Below are 26,071 nucleotides of genomic sequence, written 5' to 3'. Positions count from 1 at the left end.
TCAGTGATGGCACGATTCGGCTACACCTTGATGACGGAGCAGGCAGGTCCGAAAGAACTGGTTCGCCATGCAGTTCGGGCCGAAGAAGTCGGCTTCGACTTCGAAGTGATGAGTGATCACTACTCGCCGTGGCTGACCGAGCAGGGGCATGCACCCTACGCCTGGTCGGTGCTGGGGGCAGTCGCCCACGCCACCGAGCGAGTCGGTTTGATGACGTACGTGACTTGTCCGACCGTGAGGTACCACCCCGCCGTCGTCGCTCAGAAAGCTGCGACGATCCAGATCCTCGCGGACGGACGCTTCACCCTGGGATTGGGAAGTGGCGAGAGCCTGAACGAGCATGTGGTCGGCGAGGGTTGGCCGTCCATCGACACCCGCCAGGACATGCTGCAGGAGGCGGTGAGCATCATTCGCGCACTGCTCGCCGGAGATCTGGTGAGCTGGAAGGGGGAGTACTTCGACGTCCAGTCCGCCAGGATCTGGGATCTCCCCGAGAACCCGGTTCCGCTGGCGCTGGCCATGTCCGGAGACAAGTCCGTCGAGCGTTTCGGTCCGATGGCCGACGATCTGATTGCCGTGCAACCGGATTCGGAGCTAGTGCACTTGTGGAAGCACGTGCACGGCCGAGCATACGGATTGGCTCCCGCAGGCCGGACCATCGGTCAGATTCCGATCTCGTGGGACCCTGATCGCGACATGGCAATTGCACGAGCTCATCAGCAGTTCCGGTGGTTCGGCGGAGGGTGGTCCGTGAACTCCGAACTGCCGACGCCGGCGAGCTTCTCGGGTGCGACTCAGTTCGTGCGCAAAGAGGATGTAGCTGAAAGCATTCCGTGTGGTCCCGATCTCGATGTGATCGTCGAAGCGGTCAAGGCATACACCGACGCCGGATTCACCGATGTGGCACTGGTACAGATCGGTGGAGATACCCAAGACCGATTCTTCGACGAGGCGGCCAAGCCGCTGCTCGAGGCTCTGCACGTCGAATTGGGTTGATCGAGAAGATCAATCGAGTTCCGCCGAGTGGGCTCTTGTCGAGTCGCGCGCTACCGCCGTGCAGCCTCGCCTGCTGCGCGACGAGGGCCAGTCCCAAACCGCTTCCGGCGTCGCCCGCACCGGTACCACGAACGAATCTCTCGAACATCGCTTCGCGTTCCGAAGGCGCGATCACGGTGCCGTTGTCGTCGACGAATACCGTCGCCGAACCCGTCGCAGCCCCTGATCGGACAGTGATCTCGACTTCGTCGGCATTGCCGTGCCGAACGGAATTGGTGACGGCGTTGGTCAGCACCAGACGGATACCCGCGGGAAAGGCCTGAACCGAAAGTTCTTCCGGTGCTTTCAAACGAACGTCGACCTGCGGGTGCAGACGGCCTGCGTCAGCGACGGCGCGATCGGCAACCTCGACGAGATCGACGTCGGCACAATCCTCGGGATCGGCCACGTCACCCAGGGCTAGAGTCTCGAGGTCGGTCAGGGTGCGCTCGATCTGGCGCTGCGCCTCCAACAATTCGCCGGACAGTTCGCGCCGTTGGCTTTCCGTGAGATCGAGTGTTGCGAGAACTTCGAGATCGGTACGCATCGACGTGAGAGGTGTGCGCAGTTCGTGGGCGGAGACGCGAGCGAAATCGCGTGCCGACTCCAACGCCTCCTCGGTGCGGCTTCGATCGCTTTCGATGCGACTGAGCATGCTCTGGATTGCCTCCGACAGTTCTTCGGCTTCTCGCGTTCCACGTACCGACGGTGCCCGGCGCGAGAGTCCGTCGACGTCGAGGTTGTTGCCGATCGAACTGGTGGTCTCGGTCAATTGCTGTAGTGGCCGGACGGCTCGGCCGGTGAGGAACCAACCGAGCCCGGCCGCGGCAAGGATGGCGACCACTGCTGCAGCGGCCACTTGGAACTGCTGCTCACGGATTGCCTGGGTCAGTGGGTCTTCGGGGATGCTGACGGCCAGTGCGGCGCCGCTGTCGCCGGGCACCAGAACATCACGACTGCGAACATCGGTGGTAGCCAAGGCGCTGACGGTCGCGGCGTTGAATCCGGGGCTGACCACGGATGGTTCTGTTGTTGCAGTTGGTGTTTCGATGAATAGCGGGCTCGGCGCACTCGCCGCGACGCCCAGGGTGACGGAATCGAGAGTGCGTTCGAGTTGTTCGGATCCGTTGACACGCAGAAAGACCGCGAACGCAATTCCGATCGCGGCAATCACGATTCCGGCTGCCAGGCCCGAGGCGATGGCTACGCGAGTCTGAAGTGACAGCGGCCGCTTCATCGTTCGGCCCTCAGGACGAAGCCCACCCCACGCACTGTGTGGATCACGCGGGGCGCTCCGTCGACTTCGAGTTTCTTGCGTAGGTAGGTGACAAAGACGTCGACGACATTGGTGTCGGCGGCGAAGTCGTAACCCCAGACGAGTCGCAGGAGTTGTGCGCGACTGAGTACGACACCGGTGTGCTCGGCGAGTACCGACAACAGGTCGAATTCTCTTTTGGTGAGTTCGATTCGCCTACCGTCGATGTGCGCTCGATGGCCACGGAGATCGACCGTCAGCGGTCCCACCGTGATCGGATGGTCGACCGACGGGGTGGCTCGCGTCGTGCGTCGAAGTAATGCGCGGAGTCTGGCGACGAGCTCGGCCAACTCGAAGGGCTTGGTGAGGTAGTCGTCGGCGCCCGCCTCCAGCCCCGCGATGCGATCACCCACGGAACTTCGGGCGCTGAGCACGCAGATCGGAACCTCGTTGCCGATCGCGCGCAGGGCGGTCACCACCCCGACGCCGTCGAGACCGGGCATGTTGACGTCGAGAACGAGCGCGGCCGGGCATTGCTTGTTCACCGATGACAAGGCCGATCGTCCGTCGACGGCAGTTGCCGTGTCGAAGCCCGACAATCGGAGTCCACGTTCGAGCGAATTCAGAACCTTCGCGTCGTCGTCAACGATCAGGATGCGCTCGCGTGTACTCACCCCAGCCATGGTGCCATCGGATCAAGGCCTGGGGCCTCGCTCGGAGCGAGGGCCGTCGCATTCTCATCAACTCCTAAGAAACCGACAACAGATCTGCAGTGTTGGCTTCATAACCTCGGGTTTCTCGGATGCGACCGCGCCGAGAACTCGAGAACGTTCGATCAAGGAGAACTACGATGACGCGATTGAAAGTGAACGGCAAGCGGGCCCGCCGGACCGGTGTGGTGGTGGCGTCCGTGGCGGTCCTCGGTATGGCAGTGGCGCCGGGAATCGCCTGGGCTTCCAATCCGATTTCCGACGGGTCACCGGTGGCGGTGCGGTCGATCGCGACCGCTCCGTCCGAGTTGGGTGTGGCTCCCGAAGTAGCGTGTGGTGTCGCGGCGCCGATTTCCGACGAGGAGCTGCAGAAGCTCATCGACGAGGGGAAGGTCGTGCGCGCGGAGGAGGCCGGTACGGCCGCAGTCACTATCGAAGTGCCGAGCGAAGCTGCGACATTCGTTGCGCGTGAAGGGGTGCCGGCGTTGCCGACCGTCGAGTGGGCTCCGACGACCGAAGGTGTTCCGGCAGAGGTGCTCGACATGGCCGGTGTCGCTCCGCTGGAGGAGGGCGTTGCCCTGTCATGCACGGTTGCCGCGGGCTGACGAGCGAAAAAAGCTCCGCATGAACCGCTTTGACCTGGAACGGTACGGCCGTACTCAACTGGGTCTGGAGGTTGGTCAAGCCTGTCGGTAGCACTTGCTACGTTCGGGGCGGTCTCGGCGAGCATGCCGGGGCCGTCGCCGACGGCGTCATGTGTGTGGTGTCTTGCAGAGGTGCGGTACGGCCTGATGCGGGGCGCGTTTCGAAAGGTGTTGTGTTTCATGGTCATGGGCCCCACCCACGCGATGTCCGGTGCTGCTGTGGGGTTGGTGGTTGCGGAGTTGTTGCCTCTCGACTGGGGAGGGCCCACATCCACTGCGGAAACTTTGACCTTTGCCGGAGTGTGCGCCGGAGCTGCCTTGCTTCCCGACCTCGATACCGGTCAGTCGACGGTTTCGCGATCATTCGGTCCGCTCAGCAAAGCGCTGGCCAAAGGCATCGACGCACTTTCGGTGACCTTCTACCGCATCACCAAAGGCAAGAAGGACGGCAAGCGTCGTGGTGGGCATCGGACGCTCACGCACACCGCGCTGTTCGCCGCCGGGTTGGGTGCCGGGGTCTCGGCGCTGGTTGTTCAGTTCGGGAAGCCAGCCATCATCATCACCCTGTTCTTCTGCCTCGGGTTGGCCATCCGTGGATTGGCGGGTGAATTGGCCAAGGAGAAGGGTTGGCTCGCGGTCTCCGCCGTTGCGTTGGTGCTCTCTGCCCTCACCTGGCAGTGGTATCCGAGTGAGGCCGGATCCACGGGGCTAGGTGTTGCGGTGGCACTGGGCTGCGCCACGCACTGTCTCGGCGATGCGATCACCAAGGAAGGGGTGCCGTTTCTCGCGCCCCTGATTCCGCTCGGCGGCAAACGATGGTGGGAACAACGGCTGCCGTCATTCCTGTCCATCCGTGCAGGTGGGAACCTCGAGAAGATCCTGATCGGGCCGGCGTTGACGGTTCTGACTGCCTGGTTGATCATCAGTGCGTTCGACGGTGCCCCGGAAGCGATCTACGCGGTCTTCGCTCCGATGGTGCAGTGAGCTTCGGAAAACTTTTATTACGGAACCACTGGCATCGTAATCATATTTGTTCTACGTTCGTCCCTGACATGAACCGAGTCGGCTGACGGAGTGAGCAGTGGTGCATCAAGCAGAGCGCATGGCAGAGCACAGCTCGAGCGAAGACGGTGTGAGCCGGCGCGGATTTCTCGCAGCGAGTGCCGGCGCAGCTGCTCTCGCGGGCATTTCCTGGGCGCCGGCGGGAGCAGTTCCCTGGGGTTCGGCATCGACCATCGCGCCACCGCCCGGATTTCCGTCGGACATTCCGTTGTTACAGCAGGCGTACGCGAACTGGTCGCGAGAAATCATGCTCGACAGCGTGTGGACGGCCACGGCACGTCACAGCGATGACGTCGTCACCCTCGCCAACTGGGCGTTCGACAACGGGTACACAGTGCGTGCGAAGGGAACGATGCACGGGTGGAGTCCGTTGACGGTGGTGCCCGGCGCGCCTTCGGATCGAGTTCTGCTGGTCGATACGATGGCCAAACTGAATTCGGTTGTGGTGCAGCACGGCACGCCCGCAACGGTCACGGCGGGCGCCGGCGCCAGTATCGAAGCGATTCTGACAGCGCTCGAGCGAGAAGGGCTCGGCTGGGCCAACTCTCCGGCGATCGGTGAGCTGTCCATCGCCGGCGCGCTGGCGATCGGTGCTCACGGGGCAACCTATCCGGCTGTGGGGGAGACGATCACCCCTGGTCAATCGTATGGTTCGCTGAGCAACCTGATCACCGAGATCACGGTGGTGGCGTGGGACGAAGGCATCAATCGGTACGCACTGAAGACATTTCACCGATCGGACGTCGAGAGCACCGCCTTCCTGGCCCATCTGGGTCGAACCTTCGTCACCTCCGTGACGCTGCAAGCCGGGGAGAATTATCGGCTGCGGTGCCGGAGTTTCACCGACATTCCGTGGCAAGAACTCTTTGCTGCTCCCGGTTCGCCAGGGCGTACCTACGAGAGTTTCGTCGAGAAATCCGGACGGGTGGAAGCAATCTGGTTCCCGTTCACGCAAACACCGTGGCTCAAGGTCTGGACACCGACCCCGGTCAAACCGCCGGAGTCCCGAGAGGTGAGCGGGCCGTACAACTACTTCTTCTCCGACGCGATTCCCGAAGAGGTCACTACCCCGTTGGGGATGGTGGCACAGGGTCTCCAAGGTGCGACACCGCTGTTCGGCGCCTCTCAGTTCGGCGCTGTAGCAGCAGGATTGGTGCTGACCGACACCGACGATCTCTGGGGCTGGTCGAAAGACGTTCTGTTCTACCTCCGGCACACGACCTTGCGCGTCGTAGCCGGGGGCGGAGCCGTGATCACCAAGCGGTCCAACATCGGCCGAGTCGTCCACGAGATGACGAGTTGGCTGAACGAACGAATGACGCACTACGCGTCGTTGGGGCAGTATCCCGTCAACATGCCGTTCGAAGTGCGTCTCTGCGGTGTCGACGATGACGGCGAGGTGTTGGTCGACAGCGCCGGAGTGCCGGACCTGTCAGCGGTGCGGCCGCGGGCGGATCGTCAGGACTGGGACACAGCGATCTGGATGAACGTGGTCTCGATTCCCGGCACCGCGGGATTGCCTGCGTTCCTTCGCGAAATGGAACGGTGGATGGTCGCGAACTACTCCGGCGATTACGCGACCTTCCGTCCGGAGTGGTCCAAGGGGTGGGCATTCACCGATCAGGCGGCGTACCAGGACGACGAATTCCTCACCAGCACAGTGCCTGCCACCTTTCGTGCCGGTGGCGACGGGAATTGGGACTTCGCTCTCGCCACTCTCGACGAACACGACCCGCACCGCGTATTCAGCAATGCGTTCCTCGACCGCGTATTGCCACCCAGCTGAATCTCCTACTGCGGAAGCGGTTTGCGCCAACATACGTCGGTGACACGGATACGCTGATTGTTGTCACCGTTCCAATCGACGCTCAGCCCCTGAGTTCGGAGTGCGTCGGCTACCTGGCGCCCGACGGTCTGATCGGTGTGCGCGATCATGTGTGCCTTGGCGGTTTCGTCGCCGCCGAAGGCAGCGGCGACCAGCGCGGGATCGAGATCGTGGGCCGGACGGAACGCACTGTAGGACAAGTAGAGATCGGACGGCTCGTCGCCGAGACGCTCCGCATCTTGCATGTGGAAGAACGTGTACGCCCACTGAGCAAAGGGATACCCGTTCTCGTCGGGTTCGGACGGCGTGCGTTCGTCGTCGATTTCGGTAGTGCCGCACTGCATGCAGCAGGTGAAGTTCATCCGGGCCACGATGCCGTTGCGTTCGAGTTCGGCGAAGGCTGCGGAGAGGCGCTCGAAGTCTCCGGGAGCCGTCCACTGGGTCTGCTCCTCGACTCTTCGGTCCCAGACCTCACGCACTACTGCGTCGATCTGTCTGCCGAGTTCGTCGTTCTCGAAGCCGCCCTCGACACAGTCTCGGGCGGCTTCGCAGATTTCGTCGAACGTAGCGAAACCTGGGACTACCAGTTCGCGTGCTTGCTCACGTACGGCGACGATGTCGGCCTCACTGAGCCCCGGTGCTGACCGTGACTGTGCTGACCGTGACTGTGCTGACCGTGACCAGGGCAATCGCATACCGGCACCGTACTGCACCGATCCGACCGTCAGGCGACGTCGGCTGCTGCTTTCGTTTCCTCCTCGTTTGACGGGGCAGGCTTGTTCGGGATGAGCGCCGTGGCGATCAGGCCCACCACGACAAATCCGGCCGCAAGGTATCCGCCGAGTGTGATGCCGTGAGTCATCGCAGATTGGGCAGCGTCGGCGACGAAGGCAGTGTTCGGTGAACCGGCCAGCGAGTCGATGGCGGCGCCTGCGCTGTCGGTGACTGCCCGCGTCAACTGATCAGCCTGAGCTTGGTCGACACCGGATCCGGTGAGGTCGTTGTTCAGCGTCGAATTGAGAGTGCTGAAGAAGACCGTGGTGAGGACAGCGATGCCCAGTGCGGATCCGAGTTGGCGGAACGCGCTCTGAATGCCGGAGCCTTGACCGGCGCTCTGCTCGGGAATCTCCTCGAGCACGACGTTGGTCACCTGGGCAGTCGCAAAACCGACGCCGATTCCGTAGAAGAACAGCACTGCGGCGATAGTCCACCAGGGGCTGTCTGTCGCAGCGATGAATCCGAGACCGGCGAGACCGAGCGCCTCGAGAGCCAAACCGATACGGACCAAGCCCAACGGCGAGACCTTCGATGCCAGCCCGAAGCTCGCACCACTGGCGACAAAGCTGCCGATGGCAATGGGAACCAGTGCGAGCCCTGCCTGGAGTGCGCTGTATCCGAGCGTGAACTGGAGCCAGAGAGGAAGCACCGCAACGATTCCGAACTCGCCGAGCCCGATGATCAGCGTCGCGATGTTGCCGTTGCGGAACGACGAGATGGAGAACAACCGTACGTCCATCAGCGCCCGCGACGGATCGGCGCTGCGGGTGAGCATGGTTTGACGGTAGGCGAACGCACCGAGCGACAGAACGGCGAGAACCAACGCCACCAGAACCGGCGACGGGCCGCTGGACCATGACAGACCGAATAGATCGAAGGGTTCCTTCGTCGTCAGCCACCCGTACGTTCGTCCCTCGACGAGTCCGAAGGCCAGCAGGCCCAGGCCGGCGATGGACAGTGCCGCTCCGGTGGCGTCGACGCGCCCAGCGGTGCGGGGTGAGGGCGCGATGAACAGCACTGCGCCGATCAGAATGAGCGCAGCAAGCGGAATGTTGATCCCGAATGCCCAACGCCATGAGGCATGTTCGGCAAGCCAGCCGCCGAGCAATGGGCCGAGGGCGGATGCAGCGCCGATGGTGGAGCCCCAGACCGCGAAGGCCTGGCCGCGCGCCTTTCCGGTGAACATCGCGTTCAGAAGCGACAGTGACGTGGGCAGGATCATGGCCGCGCCGGCGCCCTGCAGGAAGCGCGCCAGGATGAGCAGACCGCCGTTCGGCGCCAGTCCGGCCAGCAGGCTCGTTGCGCCGAACACGACGACACCGGCGATGAAGATACGACGGGCGCCGACCAGGTCGGCAACTCTGCCGACCAGAAGCAGGAGTGCCGCGAACACGATTGCGTAGGACTCTTGGATCCATTGAGCCTGAACGGAATTGATCCCGAGATCTTCGATGATCGAGGGAACTATGACGTTGACGATCGTGGTGTCGACGACGATCAATGCCACGCCGAGTGCAATGGCGATCAGGCCCAACCACTTGCGGGTGGTGGGTGAGATGTTCACGAATAAACCTCCATTGTGAAGTAACTTCATTATGAAGGTATATTTGAGGCGGTAAGTTGTCAACGTGCGCGCTGGGTTCGACCGGCCGCCGTCTGGCACAGGAAAGGTGGGATCACCGAGGTGGAGGCACCGCGCGACATCTCCGTGGAGCGGGAGCGGCTGATGGACGAATTCCGCGCGTACGGTGGCACGTTCACCGAATTCAGCCATCGATTCGCGTCGTGGCTCGGCCTGCATTCCACCGACGCGACTGCCTTGATGGAAATCACCGCTGCCGAGGAGAAGGGGACGCCGCTCTCACCCGCCCGCCTCGGAGAGCGGATCTCGCTGACGTCGGGTGCAACCACCGCGTTGCTCAACCGCCTGGAGAAGGCGGGACATATCGTCCGGACCCGAGAGAATGCCGACCGGCGAGTGGTCACGCTGCACAGCAGTGCGCATGTGCAGGACCTGGCGGACGAGTTCTTCGGGCCCCTTGCCGTGCGACTCGACGCCATGATGGCGAAGTACCCGCCCGAACTGCTCAGTCGATTCGAGGAATTTCTCGTCGACCTTCACTCGACGATGAACGAACACCTCGAGCAGGACAACCGCTGAACAAAGAACGCCGCTCGACTCCGGAGAGTCGGGCGGCGTTCTTTGTGCCGGTGACGGCTACTTGCCGAGCTTGGCCTGCAGGTCGTCGAGAACCAGGCCGGCACCTGTCGGGCCGAGGCCCAGGAACCAGGTCTCGTCGCTCACCTCGGTGGCGCGTCCTTCCTTGACTGCGTCCATGCTGGCCCACAGCGGTCCGGCAACAACCGTGGTCTGGCCCGTGTCGGCGGGATTTCCGTAGCTGGAGTAGAAGATTCGGTCACCCTCCGCCTCGGTGATCGTTTCGGGGCTGACCTCGACGGCCAGTTCGTCGATGTCCTGGATCGCCGGGCGGGGCAGACCGACGTCCTTCAAGATGACGCCGATGAACGACAAATTGCCGTACAGGCGCAGCTTCCCGGACATGAAACGAACCAGTGAAACGGTCGGGGAGCCGTCGATCGACTCACGTACCTTGTCGGCGTGCTCTTGGTAGTCGTTGAGAACCTGCTCAGCCTTGGTCTCCTCGCCGAGTGCGTCACCGGCAAGGAGGAAGTTCTCCTTCCACGGAAAGCCGGGGCGGATGCTGAAGACCGTCGGAGCGATTGCCGCGAGTTGCGGGTAAAGCTTGTCCTGGCGCAGCTTGCTGCCGAGGATCAGATCGGGCTGCAGTGCGGTGATCGCCTCGAGGTTGAGGTTGTTGGTCGTGCCGACATCGGGGACACCGACCAACTTGTCCGCCAGGTACGACGGCTGACCGGCGGCGCTTTCCGGGCTGGCGATGCCGACCGGGGTGATCCCGAGCGAGAGAACCTCGTCGAGTTCACCGCTGTCGAGGACGACGACGCGGGTCGGCTTGGCCTCGAGGGTGGTCTCGCCCAGGGCATGGGTGATGGTGCGAGGGAACTCGCCTGGCGCGGCATCGCTGCCGAGCTTCGCGGTTTCCGTGTCGGCGGTGCTGAACAGCTTGCCGCCAGTCGCGACATCGGTGTTGCCGTTTGCGTTGCCGCCGGCGTCGGACGAGCCGCAGGCCGTAGCGAAAAAAACAGTCGCCAAGGCAACCATGGCGACCCGGACCGACGTGCGGCTCCGGAGAGTGGTGCGTGAGTGCATTAGGCTACCCTACCTTTCGGCTATCGGGCTTGGTCAGGGAGGTATCCGCACCGTTGATGCCAGGTGAGCGGCGCGTCAGGTCTCGCTCAGCGGGACCGCTACGCAATTCGGACTACAGGGTGCGACCAACGTGTTAGCTTCGCGAAAGACCTGTACCGGTAAGCGAAGACGCGTGTAGTGAGGATTTCGATGACCCTGAACATTGCCGATCTGTTCGAGGCCGTTGCCGATGCGATCCCCGATCGAGTTCCCTTGATTCTGGAAGACGTGCGATTGAGCTACGCCGAACTCGAACTGCGATCGAACCGACTCGCTCATCAGCTGCAGTCGGTGGGCGTCGAGCCTGGGCAGCACGTCGGTATTCACATGCGTAACTGCGTCGAGTACGTCGAAGCGCTCCTGGCTTGCTTGAAGATCAGAGCGGTACCGATCAACGTCAACTTCCGCTATACCGATGCAGAACTCCTGTACATCTACACCAACTCTCAAATGGTGGCACTGCTGGTCGAAGAGGAATTCGCGCCGACGGCATTGGCCGTGGTTCCGCAGTGTCCGGAGATCACCCACGTGCTGATCGTCGGCGAAGACTACGAGAACGCCCTTGCCGCGCAGACTGATACCCGCGACTTCGGCCCTCGCAGCAACGACGACCATTTCGTCATCTACACCGGCGGCACAACCGGAATGCCCAAGGGTGTGGTGTGGCGGCACGAGGACTTCTTCTTCGCCGCGCTGTCCGGAGCGAACCTCAGCGGGCCGCCGCGTCGGAGTCTCGAAGAGGTTGTGGATGCAGCTGTAGCGAACACCAATCCAACTGTGCTGCTACTCATCCCGCCGCTCATGCATGGAGCCGCAATCTATTCACTGCTCACGGCATTCCTCATGGGAGCGCCCCGAGTACTGACCCGCAGCTTCGATCCGATGGAAGTGCTGCGACTGGTCGAGGCCGAGAAGATCACCGGAATCACCGTCGTCGGCGACGCAATTGCTCGGCCGATCGCCGACGCCATCACCGCAAGCGAAGGGCGCTACGACCTTTCGACTCTCCAACTGATCGGGTCGGGTGGCGCGTTGTTCTCCCCGAACCTGAAGGCAGAACTGACAACCCGACTACCGGGGTTGGTGATCAAGGATGCATTCGGTGCTTCGGAATCCGGCAACGACGGCGTCGTCGAATTCGGTGAGGACGGTTCCAAGCGAATTCGATCCAACCCCAACATGATTCTTGTGGACGACGAATTCCGTCGCATCGAACCAGGCTCGGACACAGTCGGTTTCATCGCCCGGGCCGGCCATGTTCCTGTTGCCTACTTCGGCGACCCGGCCAAGACTGCTGCAACTTTTCCCGTCGTCGACGGGGTTCGTCTGGCGGTACTCGGGGACATGGGCACGATGGAAGCCGACGGAACCATCGTGCTGCTCGGGCGCGGTTCGATGTGCATCAACTCCGGCGGCGAGAAGGTCTACCCCGAAGAAGTGGAGCAGGCACTCAAAACTCACCCGGCAGTTTTCGACGCTTTGGTGGCGGGTGCGCCCGACACTCGATTCGGTGAGAAGGTCGCCGCGGTGGTGCAGGTTCGACCGGGATTCGAAGATGTTGCGACGGAATCATTGTCGGAGCATTGCCGCACCCACGTCGCCGGGTACAAGATCCCCCGCTCGATCGTGCTCGTACCAACCATCCTCCGCTCGCCCAGCGGTAAGGCCGACTACCGTTGGGCTCGCGAAACCGTAGCGGGAGCGTAAATCACCTTCCGGCACTTCGGACGACGCACCACTCGTTTCCCTCGGGATCCAGCAGCACCTGAAAGGTGCCGGCCGGGTCCTGCTGGACAGTACCGACCCGAGTTGCGCCGAGGCGCTCGGCAGCTTCGGTCGCAGCGACGACGTCATCCACACTGACGTCGATGTGTAGACGATTCTTCGTCAGCTTGGATTCCGGTACACGCTGGAAGGCGAGGCGAGTCCATCCTGGAGGGTCGACAAACGCCCACTCTGCGCTCCGCTCCACCGGCTGCCCACCGAGGATTCCGGCCCAGAAGGTCGCCAACTGGGCTGGTGCGGAGCAATCCACAACTACTTCATCGACCTGCCCGATCACCGCTTTACAGCTCCGCTGAATTCGGCTGTCACACCTGCGCTGAATTCGGCTGTCACAGCTGCACTCAATTCGGCTGTCACAGCCAGGGCTCGATCGGCTTCTTCACCCACATGATCTTCTCGTCCGGATGCTCACGCCGAGCTTCGGGACGGTCTGGGTTGGCTGCTGCCCACACGGCTTTCTCGTCGAGCAGTCCGGCTGCGATCGTCCAGGTCTCCCGCGTGCTCGGCGGATTGGCGCCCGCCGCCCGCGCAAGCTTGCGCAGCCGATCGTCGGGCATGTCGAGCAACTCTGCACTACTGATATCGCGATCCCAGGCGAACTTGGCAAGACCGACAGCTTTCTCACGTCGGCTACGGCTCGCCATGTCGTTGTGCGCGAAGTCTGGTTCGGATGCCACGGCTTCACCTTATCGTCAACGAAATCGAGGCCCTCCCGCGTAAAGCGGAAGGGCCTCGATTTCTGTTCTTCACTGTCGGGGTGGCGGGATTTGAACCCACGACCTCTTCGTCCCGAACGAAGCGCGCTACCAAGCTGCGCCACACCCCGTGTCGAACCTCGGTTAGCTTACATTACCGAGTCGACTGACATTAAATCCGCAGGTCAGTTGCGTAGAACCGACGCTGGAGACTCTGCGGAACTGTGTGCGGAGACATGCTCCGGTTCGCGCCTGGTCGCCGGAACCAAAGTCAGCAGAGTTGCCTCGGGGCGGCAGCAGAAGCGTGCCGGAGCCCACGGCGAAGTGCCGATGCCTGCTGAGACGTGCAGCTGGGTGTGTGCGCCCCACTTCGACGGTCCCTTGACCCGGGATCGGTCGATCTGGCAGTTGGTGACCAGCGCGCCGTAGAACGGAAGGCACAGCTGACCACCGTGCGTGTGGCCGGCGAGCACCAGGTCGTAGCCGTCGTCGGCGAACCGGTCGAGAACTCGAGGTTCGGGTGAGTGCGTCAGGCCGAGCTTGAGCTGGGCGACGGGATTCGGTGTTCCGGCGACGGTGTCGTAGCGATCGCGCTTCAGGTGCGGATCGTCGACGCCGGCGGCAGCGATGCGAATACCGGCCACTTCGAGTTCGCGGCGCACGTGGGTCATGTCCAGCCATCCACGTTCGGTGAACGCGGCCCGCAGATCGCCCCAGGGGAGGGGATCGCCGGTGATGCGCTTGTCCTTGTTGAAGATGTAGCTCAGTGGATTCTTCGGTTTCGGAGCGAAGTAGTCGTTGCTGCCGAAGACGAACAGACCCGGCCGAGCCAACAGATCGCCGAGCGCCTGGACCACTGCCGGGACGCTGCGCTGATGCGACAAGTTGTCGCCGGTGTTGATTACGAGGTCGGGGTCGAGGCCTTCGAGCTCACGCAACCAATTCTGTTTCAACCGTTGGTTCGGCATCATGTGCAGGTCGCTGAGATGGAGGACCCGCAGCGACGACGAACCGGGCGCCAGGACTGGCATCGTCACCTCACGCAGTGCAAATGCATTGCGTTCGATGCCGGATGCGTACCCGATCCCTAGTGCAGCGGCGCCCGCGGCACCAAGTGCGGTGCGGGCCAGATTGGTGCGGAACTGGGAAGACACCTCTCAAGGATACGGGTGTGGCGTTCTTCTGCGTCGCTCTCGCCGCCTTTTACAGCTATTCCACAGAGAATTGTGTCCGGGCGGAGGTAACTATCGGCACGCTCGAAACGCCGAGCGCGTAGCGTTTCCACCATGTCCGACACGACACCATCGCTCAAAGCCACCCTCCGAACCGACATGGTTGCATCCATGAAGGCGAAGGATCCGCTACGTACAGCCACCCTTCGGATGCTCATGGCAGCCATCCAGACCGAAGAGGTGGCCGGTAAGGAAGCACGAGTCCTCACCGACGAAGAAATCATCAAAGTCCTTGCAAAGGAATCGAAGAAGCGCGGCGAATCGGCCGAGATCTACACCGAGAACGGCCGCGGAGAACTTGCCGCGAAAGAGCGCGCCGAAGCTCAGATCATCGACGAGTACCTGCCGACGCCGTTGACCGACGCCGAACTCGTCGACGTCGTCGACACCGCCCTCGCTCAGGTGTCCGAGGAGCTCGGTGAGCGTCCGGGTATGCGTCAGATGGGCCAGGTCATCAAGGCCGCCAGCGCGCTGGCCAAGGGCAAGGCCGATGGCGCACGTATCTCTGCAGCAGTGAAGTCCCGCCTGTAGAAGCGCGCCACCGGAAACCGAAAACGGCCGCGAACTCCGAGTCACTCGGAGATCGCGGCCGTTCTTGTTTTCAGAGCCGTCAGTTTTCAGGGCCGTCAGTTCGGTGGGGTCCCCGCAGGCGGTGCGGGTTCGCCTCCCGGCGGAGTCGCATCCGGGGGAGTCGCGCCCGGTGCCGGAGCCGCGGGGGATGCGGGTGCTGCCGGAGCCCTCACGGAGCCGTCACTGATGTAGATCGTGACGGTCGAACCCGGGATCGCGGACCCGGACGGCGAAACTCCGGTGACCGTTCCCGCCCGTGCTCCGGATGCCGTGGTCACGGAATTGACCGTGAAGCCGGACGCCTGCAACCTCGACGTCGCCGCCGACTGGCTCAGGCCGACAACCTCGGGAACCTGGCCGTTCTGTGATCCCCGTGCGTACTTCTCGTCGATCGGGGGCAGCGAGGTGGGCCCGAAGTTGTTGGCGACCGGGTTCATTGCCGCGAACCAGGATCTCGCCGGTTCGGTACCGCCGTACAGGTTGCCGCTGTAGCAGGGGCGTAGCGGGCTCGAGCAGATCTCGCCGGGTGTAGGGGAGTCGCCGAAGATGTAGACGGCCGCAGCGAGGTTGTTGGTGAAGCCGAGGAACGCCGAGGACTTGTGGGTCTCGGTGGTACCCGTCTTGCCCGACATCGGCAGGCTCCATCCGGCGCTGCTCGCGGCACCGGCAGACGTACCGGCGCCGACGTCGTCACGGCTCATGGCGTTGGCGAGTGTGTCTGCCAAGCCGGGCTCGACGACCTGCTCACAGCCCTGCTCGGTGACGGCCACCGGCTTGCCGTAGCGGTCGAAGACCGAATCGATGGGACTCGGCGGGCACCACTTGCCGTGCGAGGCGAGAGTGGCCGCGACGTTGGAGAGTTCGAGCGGGTTGATCCAGGTGGGGCCGAGGGTGAACGAACCGAGGTTCTGTTCCTTCTGGAAGTCGGCCATGCTGCGCTCGTCGAAGCCCGAGGTGTTGGGATCGGCGTACGAGCGCATGCCGAGACGGACAGCCATGTCGACGGTCGGCGTGACGCCGGTCGCCTCGATGAGCTTGACGAAAGCGGTGTTTGGGGACTGTGCCAGGGCGTCGGTCACGGACAGCGTCGGCGGATAGTTGCCGGCGTTCTCCACGCAGTACGTCGAGACCGGGCAGCCTGCCGCACCACCGCTACCCATGCCCTTGGCTTCGAAGCGCTTGGGCACGTCGAGGGTCGCGTTGATGCCGAGGCCCTTCTCCATCGCCGCAGCGGTCGTGAAGATCTTGAAGACGGAACCCGCACCGTCACCGGCAAGGGAGTACGGCTGCGCCTGGACGGTTTCGTCGGCGTCGGCATTGAGTCCGTACGTGCGACTGCTGGCCATCGCGATGACCTTGTGTGAATCCTGGCCCGGCCTGATCACGTTCATCACGTTCGCGATGCCGTCGAGGTTGGCGCTCGCGTTCGCGTTCAGTCCGGCCTTGGTGGACGCCTGGACCTGCGGATCGAGAGTGGTCTTGATGAGGTAACCACCCTCGTTGATCTGGTCGCGGGTGATTCCGGCATCCGAGAGGTACTTCAGTGCGTAATCACAGAAGAATCCGCGATCGCCTGCAGCGATGCAGCCGCGCGGCAAGTTGTTGGGGGTTTCGAGGACGCCGAGGGGCTCTTCCTTGGCTGCACGGAACTCGTCGGCACGATCCGGAATGTTCGTGATCATGGTGTCGAGCACGGTGTTACGACGCTCGGTCACGCCCTCGACGTTCGTGTACGGGTTCAGCGCGGAGCTGGACTGAACCATGCCGGCCAGCATCGCGGACTGCGGAACGGTCAGATCTGCGGCGTCGACGCCGAAGTAGGTCTGAGCCGCGTCCTGAATGCCGAAGGATCCGTTGCCGAACGGTACGAGGTTGAGGTACCGGGTGAGGATCTCGTCTTTCGTGAGTTCCTTGTCCAGCGTCAGCGCCATCCGGATCTCGCGGATCTTTCGGGCCGGGGTGGTCTCGATGGCAGCGCGGCGCTCGGCATCCGTCTTGGCCACGACCAACAGTTGGTAGTTCTTCACATACTGCTGATCGAGTGTCGACGCGCCCTGCTGCACTTCACCGGTCGTCGTGTTGGTGAGGAAGGCGCGCAGCGTTCCCTGCCAGTCGACGCCCTTGTGGTCGGGGAACCGGCGGTCCTCGATGGAGACGATCGCCAACTTCATGTTGTTGGAGATCTTCTCGCTCGGGACTTCGAAGCGTCGTTGGTCGTACAGCCAGGCAATGGGATTGCCTGCCGCATCGACCATGGTGGACACCGCGGGGACCGTGCCTTCGACCAGTTCGGCCGAGACGTTGTCGACGGTATCGGCAGCGCGATTGGACGCGAATCCGAATCCGCCGGCCACCGGGAACATCACCCCTGCGACCAGGACACCCGCCAATGCGGAGCTTCCGGCGAGCTTCGCCACTGTTTTTGCAATCGACACGATCTACAGAGTACGTGTGCCCACCCATTGGAACCGGTTTCAGTGTTTTGCGGGTGTTCAAAACCTCCTGAACACGCGCTTTGTACTGCCGTACCAAAAAATGCTCCCGACCGTCTTGCGTTAGGGGCGTTCTTTACCTAAATTGTGATCAGTGTGATCGACGTAACACTCGATCACGAATGTGTCTCAGCTTTCACGTGCTACCGCGAGACGGCTGAGATGGTGCGCTGCTCGCCTCATGGCGACGGTCAGACTTTGTAGAGGGGACCCAGAATGTACACAGCCACCCCGAGTAGCCGTTTGGACATCGAGCAGGCCGAGGCACGAATTGCCTGGGTAACTCAGGCGCGATGCCGCGAGGTCGATCCCGACCAACTTTTTGTTCGTGGCGCCGCACAGCGCAAGGCAGCCACCATCTGCCGTCACTGCCCGGTCCTCATGCAGTGCGGAGCAGATGCTCTCGACAACCGTGTCGAGTTCGGTGTGTGGGGCGGAATGACCGAACGTCAGCGCCGTGCACTGCTCAAGCAGCACCCCGACGTCGACTCCTGGTCCGAGTTCTTCGAAGACCAGCGCCAGCATCACTCAGCAGTCTGATCCAGGTCGATCGGGGGATCAGCCCTTACGAGTGAGCTGATCTCCCACCGCGCGCAGCGCCTCGAGGTCCGAGACCTCGAACGGTAGCGACGGAACACCGATCAGCGGCACCCTCGGGTGAGCTGCGGTGAATCGACTCAGCAAGGCGATTTCTCGCTTCGCGATCACTGCCCGATGGGCATGGATGCGGAGAACGGCTGCGGTGAGGGCCTCGGCCTCGGTCGCATTTTCCTTCGCTTCCAGTTTGTCGGCGGCGGTCACCGCATGATCGGCAGGCAGAGCCGTCAACGTCGGGTGAGTGCGGTTGAGAACCAGACCGGCCAACGGCATCGAGTCACCCGCAAGGCGATCGACGAAGAACGCCGCCTCACGGAGAGCGTCGGGCTCGGCCGCTGCGATCACCAGGAAATGAGTCCCCGGCTGACGCAGCAACTCGTAGGTCTTCGTGGCGCGTTCACGGAAACCGCCGAACATCGAGTCGAGCGACTGCACGAATGCCGATGCATCCGAAAGCATTTGGCTTCCCACGATGGTCGAGACACCCTTCAGGGCCAATCCCATCGCGCCGGCCACGAGCCTGGTCAGGCCACGGCCGGGTGCCGAGAGCAGCCGGATCATCCGTCCGTCGAGGAATGTTCCGAGCCTCTGTGGAGCGTCGAGGAAGTCGAGCGCATTGCGCGACGGCGGGGTATCGACGATCACCAGATCCCACGCGTCGTTCGACGCCAGCTGCCCCAACTTCTCCATCGCCATGTACTCCTGCGTTCCGGAGAACGATGTGGCAACGGTTTGGTAAAAGGGATTCGCCAGGATCTGCTCGGCCTTCTCAGGGCTCGAATGCTCGATGACCATCTCGTCGAAAGTCCGACGCATGTTCAGCATCATCGCGTGGAGTTCGCCCGTGGCCTCGGGACCCAGCTTCACCGGCTGCGGAGTGTTGTCGAGTTCGGCCACACCCAAGGCCTGTGCGAGGCGACGGGCCGGATCGATGGTGAGGACGACTACGCGTCGGCCCTCTTCGGCTGCCCGCAACGCCAGCGACGCAGCCGTCGTGGTCTTGCCGACGCCACCTGCGCCGCAACACACCACGATCCGGGCCGTCGGGTCCTTGATGATCGCCGAAATATCGAGGGCAGGAGCTGCGCGTCGGCCGGTCCTGGAACTGCCGACCGTCACGTTCTCGGTGGTCTCGGTCATCACACGCCCTGTTCCGTGAGGTATTCGGCCAGCTCGTAGAGCCCACCGAGATCGACGCCGTCGGCGAGTGCGGGAAGTTGCACCCGCGCGCCGTCGATCTCGCGGAGCTTCTCCGCACTGGATTCTTGAGCTTCGAGCACCGACGCGTGCTCGATCGTCTCGGTGAGCAGGCCGGCGAAGTCGTCGTCGGACAGATCGATGCCGACATCGGAGAGCGTCGACCGGATCGAAGCTGCATCGATGTTGCCGGCTGCAGCACCGGAGAGTTGGTCTTCGGGCAAGAACCTCGGGCTGGCGCGGTTGACGATGATGGCACCGAGGTTGAGGTCGTCACGCGCCAGTTCTGCGGCGGCGTCGGCGGTTTCCTGAACGGGCAGCGCTTCGAGAAGCGCAACAAGATGTACGACGGTCTCCGGCGAGTGCAGCAGCCGAACGACGCCTTCACTCTGAGAATGCACCGGGCCGCCCTTGGCGAGGTCGGCCATCGCCTTGGTGACGTCGAGGAAGCTGCCGATCCGCCCGGTCGGGGGAGCATCGACGACAACGGCGTCGTACACGCGTTTGCCGGTTCGATCGGTGCGGATGACGCACTCCTTGATCTTGCCGGTGAGCAGAACGTCGCGAAGGCCTGGAGCGATTGTGGTGGCGAATTCGATGGCGCCGAACTTACGCATCGCCCGGCCGGCGAAGCCGAGGTTGTAGAACATTTCGAGGTATTCGAGGAACGCGGTCTCGATGTCGACGGCCAGAGCCATCACTTCACCGCCACCTTCGGCGGCCGCGACCTTGGTCTCCTGCGGTGGAAGCGGTGGTACGTCGAAGAGCTGCGCGATTCCCTGGCGGCCCTCGACCTCCACGAGGAGAACGCGCTTGCCGCCTTCGGCCAACGCGAGCGCCAACGCGGCGGCAACCGTGGACTTACCGGTTCCGCCTTTACCTGACACAAAGTGCAGGCGGGCCTTCGTCGCAGACTCGGGCCAGGTCCTGCTCAGCTCATCTTGGGATGCAACCACACCGCGAGCCTATAAGTCTGGGGCCGAAGATGTACGCGGGATAGGCTCACCGCATGAGCGAAATAACTTCCTGGGAATACACCGTGACTCCGTTGCTGGTCCACAATCCGAAGGCAATTCTCGACAACTGGGGTGTCGACGGCTGGGAACTCGTCGCCGTCCTGCCGAGCGCGTCGGGCGAGCAGCACGTCGCGTACATGAAGCGTCCGAAGGGCTGAATCACATGGCAGAGGCAACACAGACCTGGTCGGAGCGTCTCGCCGAACTGGGCATTGCACTTCCCGCCGTCGCGGCACCCGTCGCTGCTTACGTTCCCGCGGTTCGCAGCGGCAACCACGTGTACACGTCGGGTCAGCTCCCGTTCGTCGACGGAAAACTGGCGCTGACCGGCAAGCTCGGCGCGGGCGTGTCGGATGAGGACGCCAAGGCCGCGGCTCGCACCTGCGCGCTCAACGCTCTCGCTGCCATCGACGCCCTGGTCGGCATCGACAACGTCGTCCGTGTCGTCAAGGTTGTCGGCTTCGTGGCATCCGCCGAAGGATTCACCGGTCAGCCCGGCGTGATCAACGGCGCATCCGAGTTCCTCGGTGAGGTGCTCGGCGACGCCGGTATCCACGCCCGTTCGGCAGTCGGCGTGGCAGAACTTCCCCTCGGCTCTCCGGTCGAGGTGGAACTGATCGTCGAAGTTCGCTGATGTCGACTGTCCATCCCGCCTACGCGCAGCTTCGCCGCGTCACCGACATCGCTTCGGTCTTGCTCGAGAACAACCCGGGCATGATGACGCTGGACGGTACGAACACTTGGATTTTGCACGCTCCGGGCAGCGTCGAGTGTGTTGTCGTCGATCCAGGCGACAACGACGAGGAACACCTGCAACGTGTCGCTGGTATCGGTCCGGTAGCGCTGACCTTGATCACGCACCGGCACTACGACCACACCGGCGGGGTGGACCGTTTCCACGAATTGACTTCGGCTCCAGTGCGTTCCGTCGACCCAACTTTTCTTCGCGGGGGCGCTTCGGCGCTTGTCGACGGTGAAGTGATCGAGGTAGCGGGCCTGAAGTTGCGGATCCTCGCGACGCCGGGCCATACCGCGGATTCGGTGTCGATAGTCATCGAGAACGATGCGAGCGTGCTGACGGGCGACACCATTCTCGGCCGCGGCACGGCAGTTCTCGACGACTCCGACGGCGATCTGGGGGACTACCTCACCTCGCTGCGATCGCTGGCCGCACTCGGCGAAGGACTGACGGTTCTTCCCGGGCACGGTCCGGACCTACCCGATCTGCAGGCGATTTCGCAGCAGTACCTCGCCCACCGCGAGGAGCGTCTGGATCAGGTGCGGGCTGCTCTGTCGACGTTGGGCGAGTCGGCCTCGGTGCGCGACGTAGTCGAGCACGTCTACTCCGACGTCGACCCGAAGCTGTGGCCGGTCGCGGAGAAATCCGTCAACGTGCAGTTGGCGTATCTGCGACGCTGAGGCGCTCGGCGCCGACACGAAGAGCTGAGTTGTGTGGCCGAACTGCCGCCATCTATGCCGATCGAGGTATAGCTGGCGGCAGTTTTTGCATTTGTTTGATATGGGTCACGGGCCAATAGTTAGTTCATGACCTCACAATGCGACGGATGGATCCGCAATTACGTGGACGGCTCCTATGTCGAACCCGACGAGTCGTCGAGCTTCGATCAGGTCGACCCAGCAACGGGCCGTGTTCTCGCCCGGGTCCACGAGGCCGACAAGGCCCTGGTCGATCGGGCCGTGACCTCTGCCAGACGTGCTCTGGACAACGGTTGGGCCGATACGCCGGTTCGAGAGCGGACGGCTCTGCTGCGACGCGCTGCCGACCGGATCGAGGAGCGATTCGAAGAGTTCGTCGCCGCAGAGATGGCGGACACCGGCAAGCCGATCACGCAGGCACGCGAACTCGACGTCGCGCGCGCCCTGACGAACTTCCGCACCTTCGCCGACATCGTCGCCGCGGCGGGACAGGAATCGTTTGTCACGGATCTCGCGGGCGGCAAGCAGGCGCTGAACTACGCGATCCGCAAGCCGCTCGGCGTCGTCGCCGTGATCGTTCCGTGGAACCTGCCGCTGCTTCTCCTGACCTGGAAGGTTGCGCCCGCGCTCGCGTGCGGAAACTCCGTGGTGGTCAAACCCTCCGAGGAGACCCCGGCGACTGCGTCGTTGCTGGCCGAGGTGCTCGAAGAGGTCGGCCTGCCTGCCGGCGTCTACAACGTCGTCCATGGATTCGGTGCGAACTCGGCCGGCGAGTTCCTCACCACGCACCCCGGTATCGACGGCGTCACCTTCACCGGATCTTCGGCAACGGGTTCGCATGTCATGAAAACCGTTGCCCCGCGGGTCCGTCCGGTCTCGTTCGAGCTCGGCGGCAAGAACGCCGCGATCGTGTTCGACGACGTCGACATCGACGAGGCTCTGACGGGTCTGACCAAGTCGGTGTTCACCAACACCGGCCAGGTCTGCCTGTGCACCGAGCGGGTGTACGTGCACCGCAGCATTTTCGACGACATCGCCGGTGGACTCGTCGAGCGGGCAGCAGGACTGCGTCTGGGCGACCCGACGCTCGATGCAACGACGACCGGACCGCTCATTTCGCAGGCACACCGGAAGAAGGTACTCGACTACTTCGAGATCGCCGAGCGGGAAGGCGCGAAAGTGCTGACCGGCGGCGGTATTCCGGACCTCGGACAGGAACTGTCGGGCGGATCCTGGATCGAACCTACCCTGTGGACAGGCTTGACCAACAAGGATCGCGTCGTGCGCGAGGAGATCTTCGGACCCGTCGCAGCACTCATTCCGTTCGAGACCGAAGGCGAAGCGATCGCCCTCGCAAACGACACCGAGTACGGCCTTGCTGCCTCCGTGTGGACCAACGACCTGCGCCGCGGGCACCGCGTCGCGCAGAAGATGAACGTCGGAATCTCCTGGGTCAACACGTGGTTCACCCGCGAACTGCGATCTCCCTTCGGCGGCATGGGCCTGTCCGGCATCGGACGTGAGGGCGGCGAGTCCTCGCTGCACTTCTACACCGAACCGACGAATGTATGTGTGCAACTGTGAACATCGAAACCGCAAAAGATTTCCAGAAATGAGCGAGGCGTGATGACAGCCCCCGAAGACACCGTATCCGCGCTCGCGCGTCGCCTCGACGACGCTGCGCAGACGCGCACCGACACGCCGAGCCTCGCCGACGAACACACCATCGACATCGACCAGGCCTACCGGATCCAGAACGAACTCCTCGAACGGCGCACCAGCCGTGGTGAATCGATTGTGGGCATCAAGCTCGGCTTCACGAGCAAAGCGAAGATGGCGCAGATGGGTGTCTCCGAAGTGATCGTCGGTCAGTTGACCGACGCGATGTGCGTGAGCAACGGCGGCGAAGTCGACCTGAGGACGTTCATTCATCCCAAGATCGAACCCGAAGTGGCATACCGCTTGTCGAAGGACGTCGATCTCGACGATCCGAACGTCGACATCGAAACCTGCGTCGACGCACTGGCTCCCGCAATGGAGATCATCGACTCGCGGTACCGCGACTTCCGCTTCACCTACACCGACGTCGTCGCTGACAACACCAGCGCTGCCGGGTACGTGATCGGGAGGTGGCTGCCGCTACAGAACGTCGAAGACCGTTCCGTACGTATGGAAGTCGGCGGCGAGACGGTAGTCGGTTCCACGTCGGCCATTCTCGGCGATCCGGCGCGCGCTTTGCATGCACTGCTCGACATCGCCCGCCGACGCCGAATTCCGTTGCGCGCCGGTCAGGTAATTCTGGCCGGTGCCGCCACAGCAGCTGTGCGACTCGACGAGGGCGTCGCACAGTGCACGATCGACGGACTCGGAACCGTCACGGTGAAAGGTGTGAAGCGATGAGTGGGGCGCAGGTCATCGAGAAGCTGGCGAAGCCGCGCGGAAAGTTCCCCCACGTCAAGGTGGTCGGCGATTTCGTCTATGTCTCCGGGACCAGTTCGCGTCGACCCGACAACACGTTTGTCGGCGTCGAGGTCGACGAGATGGGGACCACGGCGCTCGACATTCGGGCGCAGACGCGTGCCGTCATCGAGAACATCACGGCGATTCTCGCCGAAGTGGGCGGAGAACTGAGTGATCTGGTTCAGGTCACCTCCTACCTGGTGTCGATGAACGACTTCGGCGGATACAACGAGGTGTACGCCGAACTGTTCGACGAAAACGGTCCGACGAGAACGACTGTGGCTGTTCACCAGCTGCCCCACCCTCACCTGCTCATCGAAATTTCCGGCGTGGCGTACGTGCCCGCCTCCCGACGCTCGGCGTCCGAAGATACGGAGAATGCATCATGACCACGATTCCTCCCGTCATCGACTTCAAGAAGTGGATCGACGACAACCGCCACCTCCTGCAGCCGCCCGTCAACAATCAGACGATGGCGCTCGGAGACGATTTCATCGTGCAGGTCGTCGGCGGCCCCAACCAGCGGACCGACTACCACCTCGATCCGTACGAGGAGTGGTTCTACCAGCTCGAAGGCGACATCCACGTCAATGTCATGACCGAAGACGGTCCTCAGCGCGTCGACATTCGCGAGGGTGAAACTTGGTTGCTGCCAGGAGACATTCCGCATTCGCCGCAGCGTCCCACCGCGGGCTCGATCGGCCTGGTCATCGAACGCGTCCGCAAGGAAGGCACGCTCGAGAAGTTCCAGTGGTACTGCCTCGAATGTGATCACAAGATTCACGAGGTCGAACTTCAGGTGCGCGACATCGTGGCCGACCTTCCGCCGGTGTTCGTCAAGTTCTACGAGAGCGAAGAAGCCCGCACGTGTGACAAGTGCGGCACGCTCCATCCCGGCAAGGGCTGAGCTATGAGCAACCTGATCGACATCCACACCCACTACGTGCCCAACGGGTGGCCGGATCTGACCGAAGACGCGGGGCCGCAAGCGCCGTGGCTGAAGGTCGAGTCGGAAACCGAAGCAATGATCATGATGGGCACCAAGGAGTTCCGTCGCATCCAATCCGATGCCTGGGACGCCGAGGTGCGGCTTCGGGACATGGATGCCGACGGCGTGCAGACGCAGGTCGTCTCACCTACTCCGGCGTTCTTCAACTACGGCCGGAGCGGTGAGCAGGCAAGTCGCATTGCACGGATCTTCAACGACCTCGCACTCGAGATCGTGGAGCCGGCGAAGGATCGGTTGATTCCGTTCTGCCAGGTGCCTCTGCAAGACACCGACGCAGCGTGCCGTGAGTTGGAGCGGTGCATCGCGAACGGGCACCGCGGTGTCGAGATCGGCAATCATGTCGGCGATCTGGACCTCGACAGCGAGGGCGTGGTGACGTTCCTGCAGCACTGCGCGTCGCTGGACGTGCCGGTATTCGTGCACCCGTGGGACATGGCCAACTCTCCGCGCCTCGATCGCTGGATGGCGCAGTGGCTCACTGCGATGCCGGCCGAAACGCACCTGTCGATACTCGCACTGATTCTCGGTGGGGTGTTCGACAAGATCGACGATCGTCTCAAGATCGGATTTGCTCACGGTGGTGGATCTTTCGCGTTCTGGTTGGGACGGATGGAAAACGCCTGGCACGGCCGCAACGACATCATCGGTACGTCGCAGTTCCCGCCTTCGCACTACCTGGGAAGGTTCTACGTGGATTCCGTCGTCTTCGACGAGCGTGCGCTGCGACTGTTGGTGGACACGGTGGGGGTGGACCGTGTGATGGTGGGTAGTGATTACCCGTACCCCTTGGGGGAGCGTCCGGTCGGTGAGGTGGTTCGCAAGAGTGAGTTCTTGGACGATACTGCGCGCCAACTGATTTCGCGGGGGAATGCCGAACGCTTCCTGGGTCTCGTCTGAGGCCCCGGCTATACCTTTTCCGGTATGGCGGACGGTGAATTCGGCATTTGTGAGTCATGTCTCGAGCGAGCACAATTCCAAACACAA

Annotated in this window: 27 protein-coding genes and 1 tRNA gene; 16 read left to right on the top strand and 12 right to left on the bottom strand. The window is 63.0% G+C overall.

Going from position 1 to position 26,071, the window contains the following annotated elements; genetic code table 11:
• Positions 1 to 6: 6 nt before the first annotated feature.
• Entirely contained in the window at positions 7 to 996 is a 990-nt protein-coding gene (locus M1L53_RS14020; protein WP_054187040.1) for an LLM class F420-dependent oxidoreductase, read from the top strand.
• Here M1L53_RS14020 and M1L53_RS14015 read toward each other — a convergent pair.
• Together M1L53_RS14015 and M1L53_RS14010 are read right to left on the bottom strand one after the other, a co-directional pair.
• Complete coding sequence (locus tag M1L53_RS14015; protein ID WP_054187029.1) at positions 893 to 2,272, bottom strand: sensor histidine kinase KdpD; 1,380 nt, start codon at positions 2,270 to 2,272, stop codon at positions 893 to 895. The genes M1L53_RS14020 and M1L53_RS14015 overlap by 104 nt on opposite strands.
• Positions 2,269 to 2,973 (bottom strand): response regulator transcription factor, encoded by a 705-nt coding sequence (locus tag M1L53_RS14010; protein WP_054187030.1) that lies wholly within the window; start codon positions 2,971 to 2,973, stop codon positions 2,269 to 2,271. Before M1L53_RS14010 ends, M1L53_RS14015 begins: the two co-directional genes overlap by 4 nt.
• A 167-nt stretch (positions 2,974 to 3,140) precedes the next feature.
• Between M1L53_RS14010 and M1L53_RS14005 the strand changes: the two genes are divergently transcribed.
• The 3 genes from M1L53_RS14005 (at position 3,141) to M1L53_RS13995 (ending at position 6,492) form a co-directional block, all read left to right on the top strand.
• Entirely contained in the window at positions 3,141 to 3,605 is a 465-nt protein-coding gene (locus tag M1L53_RS14005) for a hypothetical protein (RefSeq protein ID WP_050656940.1), read from the top strand.
• A 219-nt stretch (positions 3,606 to 3,824) separates the two neighbouring features.
• On the top strand, positions 3,825 to 4,628 hold the full coding sequence (locus M1L53_RS14000) for a metal-dependent hydrolase (protein ID WP_054187031.1): 804 nt from the start codon (positions 3,825 to 3,827) through the stop codon (positions 4,626 to 4,628).
• A gap of 118 nt (positions 4,629 to 4,746) precedes the next feature.
• On the top strand, positions 4,747 to 6,492 hold the full coding sequence (locus tag M1L53_RS13995) for a cholesterol oxidase substrate-binding domain-containing protein (protein ID WP_054187041.1): 1,746 nt from the start codon (positions 4,747 to 4,749) through the stop codon (positions 6,490 to 6,492).
• A gap of 5 nt (positions 6,493 to 6,497) precedes the next feature.
• Here the strand turns inward: M1L53_RS13995 and M1L53_RS13990 are convergent, their stop codons facing one another.
• The gene (locus tag M1L53_RS13990; protein ID WP_231782865.1) at positions 6,498 to 7,226 is read right to left on the bottom strand and encodes a DUF6891 domain-containing protein; all 729 of its coding nucleotides are present in this window, start codon (positions 7,224 to 7,226) and stop codon (positions 6,498 to 6,500) included.
• Between the two features lie 29 nt (positions 7,227 to 7,255).
• Positions 7,256 to 8,872 (bottom strand): DHA2 family efflux MFS transporter permease subunit, encoded by a 1,617-nt coding sequence (locus M1L53_RS13985; RefSeq protein WP_054187032.1) that lies wholly within the window; start codon positions 8,870 to 8,872, stop codon positions 7,256 to 7,258.
• A 120-nt stretch (positions 8,873 to 8,992) separates the two neighbouring features.
• Between M1L53_RS13985 and M1L53_RS13980 the strand changes: the two genes are divergently transcribed.
• Positions 8,993 to 9,469, top strand: coding sequence for a MarR family winged helix-turn-helix transcriptional regulator (locus M1L53_RS13980; RefSeq protein WP_003943458.1), 477 nt, complete (start codon positions 8,993 to 8,995; stop codon positions 9,467 to 9,469).
• 57 nt (positions 9,470 to 9,526) lie between these two features.
• On the opposite strand, the gene M1L53_RS13975 is transcribed toward M1L53_RS13980, so the two are convergent.
• Complete coding sequence (locus M1L53_RS13975) at positions 9,527 to 10,558, bottom strand: ABC transporter substrate-binding protein (RefSeq protein ID WP_042446652.1); 1,032 nt, start codon at positions 10,556 to 10,558, stop codon at positions 9,527 to 9,529.
• Between the two features lie 189 nt (positions 10,559 to 10,747).
• Between M1L53_RS13975 and M1L53_RS13970 the strand changes: the two genes are divergently transcribed.
• Positions 10,748 to 12,304, top strand: coding sequence for an acyl-CoA synthetase (locus tag M1L53_RS13970; protein ID WP_054187033.1), 1,557 nt, complete (start codon positions 10,748 to 10,750; stop codon positions 12,302 to 12,304).
• Position 12,305: 1 nt separating this feature from the next.
• Here the strand turns inward: M1L53_RS13970 and M1L53_RS13965 are convergent, their stop codons facing one another.
• From M1L53_RS13965 to M1L53_RS13950, 4 genes are all read right to left on the bottom strand, one after another.
• Positions 12,306 to 12,659 (bottom strand): VOC family protein, encoded by a 354-nt coding sequence (locus M1L53_RS13965; protein ID WP_042446659.1) that lies wholly within the window; start codon positions 12,657 to 12,659, stop codon positions 12,306 to 12,308.
• A 76-nt stretch (positions 12,660 to 12,735) separates the two neighbouring features.
• Positions 12,736 to 13,059, bottom strand: a complete 324-nt coding sequence (locus M1L53_RS13960) for a hypothetical protein (protein WP_003943496.1) — start codon at positions 13,057 to 13,059, stop codon at positions 12,736 to 12,738.
• A 75-nt stretch (positions 13,060 to 13,134) separates the two neighbouring features.
• Positions 13,135 to 13,208, bottom strand: a tRNA-Pro gene (locus M1L53_RS13955).
• A gap of 54 nt (positions 13,209 to 13,262) precedes the next feature.
• Positions 13,263 to 14,231, bottom strand: coding sequence for a metallophosphoesterase (locus M1L53_RS13950; protein WP_054187034.1), 969 nt, complete (start codon positions 14,229 to 14,231; stop codon positions 13,263 to 13,265).
• 132 nt (positions 14,232 to 14,363) lie between these two features.
• Between M1L53_RS13950 and M1L53_RS13945 the strand changes: the two genes are divergently transcribed.
• Positions 14,364 to 14,840, top strand: a complete 477-nt coding sequence (locus tag M1L53_RS13945; protein ID WP_003943491.1) for a GatB/YqeY domain-containing protein — start codon at positions 14,364 to 14,366, stop codon at positions 14,838 to 14,840.
• Between the two features lie 95 nt (positions 14,841 to 14,935).
• On the opposite strand, the gene M1L53_RS13940 is transcribed toward M1L53_RS13945, so the two are convergent.
• On the bottom strand, positions 14,936 to 17,296 hold the full coding sequence (locus M1L53_RS13940) for a transglycosylase domain-containing protein (RefSeq protein WP_047270021.1): 2,361 nt from the start codon (positions 17,294 to 17,296) through the stop codon (positions 14,936 to 14,938).
• Positions 17,297 to 17,587: 291 nt separating this feature from the next.
• On the opposite strand from M1L53_RS13940, the gene M1L53_RS13935 reads away from it, so the two are divergent.
• Positions 17,588 to 17,911 carry a WhiB family transcriptional regulator gene (locus M1L53_RS13935; protein ID WP_007732375.1) on the top strand — a complete coding sequence of 108 codons (324 nt, stop codon included), beginning with the start codon at positions 17,588 to 17,590 and terminating at the stop codon, positions 17,909 to 17,911.
• Positions 17,912 to 17,929: 18 nt separating this feature from the next.
• Here the strand turns inward: M1L53_RS13935 and M1L53_RS13930 are convergent, their stop codons facing one another.
• Together M1L53_RS13930 and M1L53_RS13925 are read right to left on the bottom strand one after the other, a co-directional pair.
• Positions 17,930 to 19,108 (bottom strand): ArsA family ATPase, encoded by a 1,179-nt coding sequence (locus M1L53_RS13930; RefSeq protein WP_007732380.1) that lies wholly within the window; start codon positions 19,106 to 19,108, stop codon positions 17,930 to 17,932.
• Positions 19,108 to 20,121: an ArsA-related P-loop ATPase gene (locus M1L53_RS13925; RefSeq protein WP_037130910.1), complete on the bottom strand. Its 1,014-nt coding sequence runs from the start codon at positions 20,119 to 20,121 to the stop codon at positions 19,108 to 19,110. The genes M1L53_RS13930 and M1L53_RS13925 overlap by 1 nt, the downstream gene beginning before the upstream one ends.
• A 53-nt stretch (positions 20,122 to 20,174) precedes the next feature.
• On the opposite strand from M1L53_RS13925, the gene M1L53_RS13920 reads away from it, so the two are divergent.
• From M1L53_RS13920 to M1L53_RS13885, 8 genes are all read left to right on the top strand, one after another.
• Positions 20,175 to 20,339, top strand: coding sequence for a hypothetical protein (locus M1L53_RS13920; RefSeq protein ID WP_003943454.1), 165 nt, complete (start codon positions 20,175 to 20,177; stop codon positions 20,337 to 20,339).
• Positions 20,340 to 20,344: 5 nt separating this feature from the next.
• Positions 20,345 to 20,815 (top strand): RidA family protein, encoded by a 471-nt coding sequence (locus M1L53_RS13915; RefSeq protein ID WP_003943508.1) that lies wholly within the window; start codon positions 20,345 to 20,347, stop codon positions 20,813 to 20,815.
• A complete protein-coding gene (locus tag M1L53_RS13910) occupies positions 20,815 to 21,600 on the top strand; it encodes an MBL fold metallo-hydrolase (protein ID WP_007732381.1) in 786 nt (261 codons plus the stop codon). Before M1L53_RS13915 ends, M1L53_RS13910 begins: the two co-directional genes overlap by 1 nt.
• A gap of 126 nt (positions 21,601 to 21,726) precedes the next feature.
• Complete coding sequence (locus M1L53_RS13905; RefSeq protein WP_054187035.1) at positions 21,727 to 23,202, top strand: 2-hydroxymuconic semialdehyde dehydrogenase; 1,476 nt, start codon at positions 21,727 to 21,729, stop codon at positions 23,200 to 23,202.
• A 42-nt stretch (positions 23,203 to 23,244) separates the two neighbouring features.
• Positions 23,245 to 24,018, top strand: a complete 774-nt coding sequence (locus tag M1L53_RS13900) for a 2-keto-4-pentenoate hydratase (RefSeq protein WP_042446669.1) — start codon at positions 23,245 to 23,247, stop codon at positions 24,016 to 24,018.
• Positions 24,015 to 24,467: a RidA family protein gene (locus M1L53_RS13895; RefSeq protein WP_007732394.1), complete on the top strand. Its 453-nt coding sequence runs from the start codon at positions 24,015 to 24,017 to the stop codon at positions 24,465 to 24,467. Before M1L53_RS13900 ends, M1L53_RS13895 begins: the two co-directional genes overlap by 4 nt.
• Entirely contained in the window at positions 24,464 to 24,985 is a 522-nt protein-coding gene (locus M1L53_RS13890; protein ID WP_003943511.1) for a 3-hydroxyanthranilate 3,4-dioxygenase, read from the top strand. The genes M1L53_RS13895 and M1L53_RS13890 overlap by 4 nt, the downstream gene beginning before the upstream one ends.
• Before the next feature lie 3 nt (positions 24,986 to 24,988).
• Positions 24,989 to 25,984, top strand: coding sequence for an amidohydrolase family protein (locus M1L53_RS13885; RefSeq protein ID WP_042922846.1), 996 nt, complete (start codon positions 24,989 to 24,991; stop codon positions 25,982 to 25,984).
• Positions 25,985 to 26,071 lie beyond the last annotated feature (87 nt).

Origin of the sequence: Rhodococcus sp. T9N (assembly GCF_024436645.1) — a bacterium.
GTDB classification, from domain to species: Bacteria; Actinomycetota; Actinomycetes; order Mycobacteriales; family Mycobacteriaceae; genus Rhodococcus_F; species Rhodococcus_F qingshengii.
The sequence above is the reverse complement of the archived record's forward strand: the minus strand, read 5'-3'. Positions and strand labels throughout refer to the sequence as shown.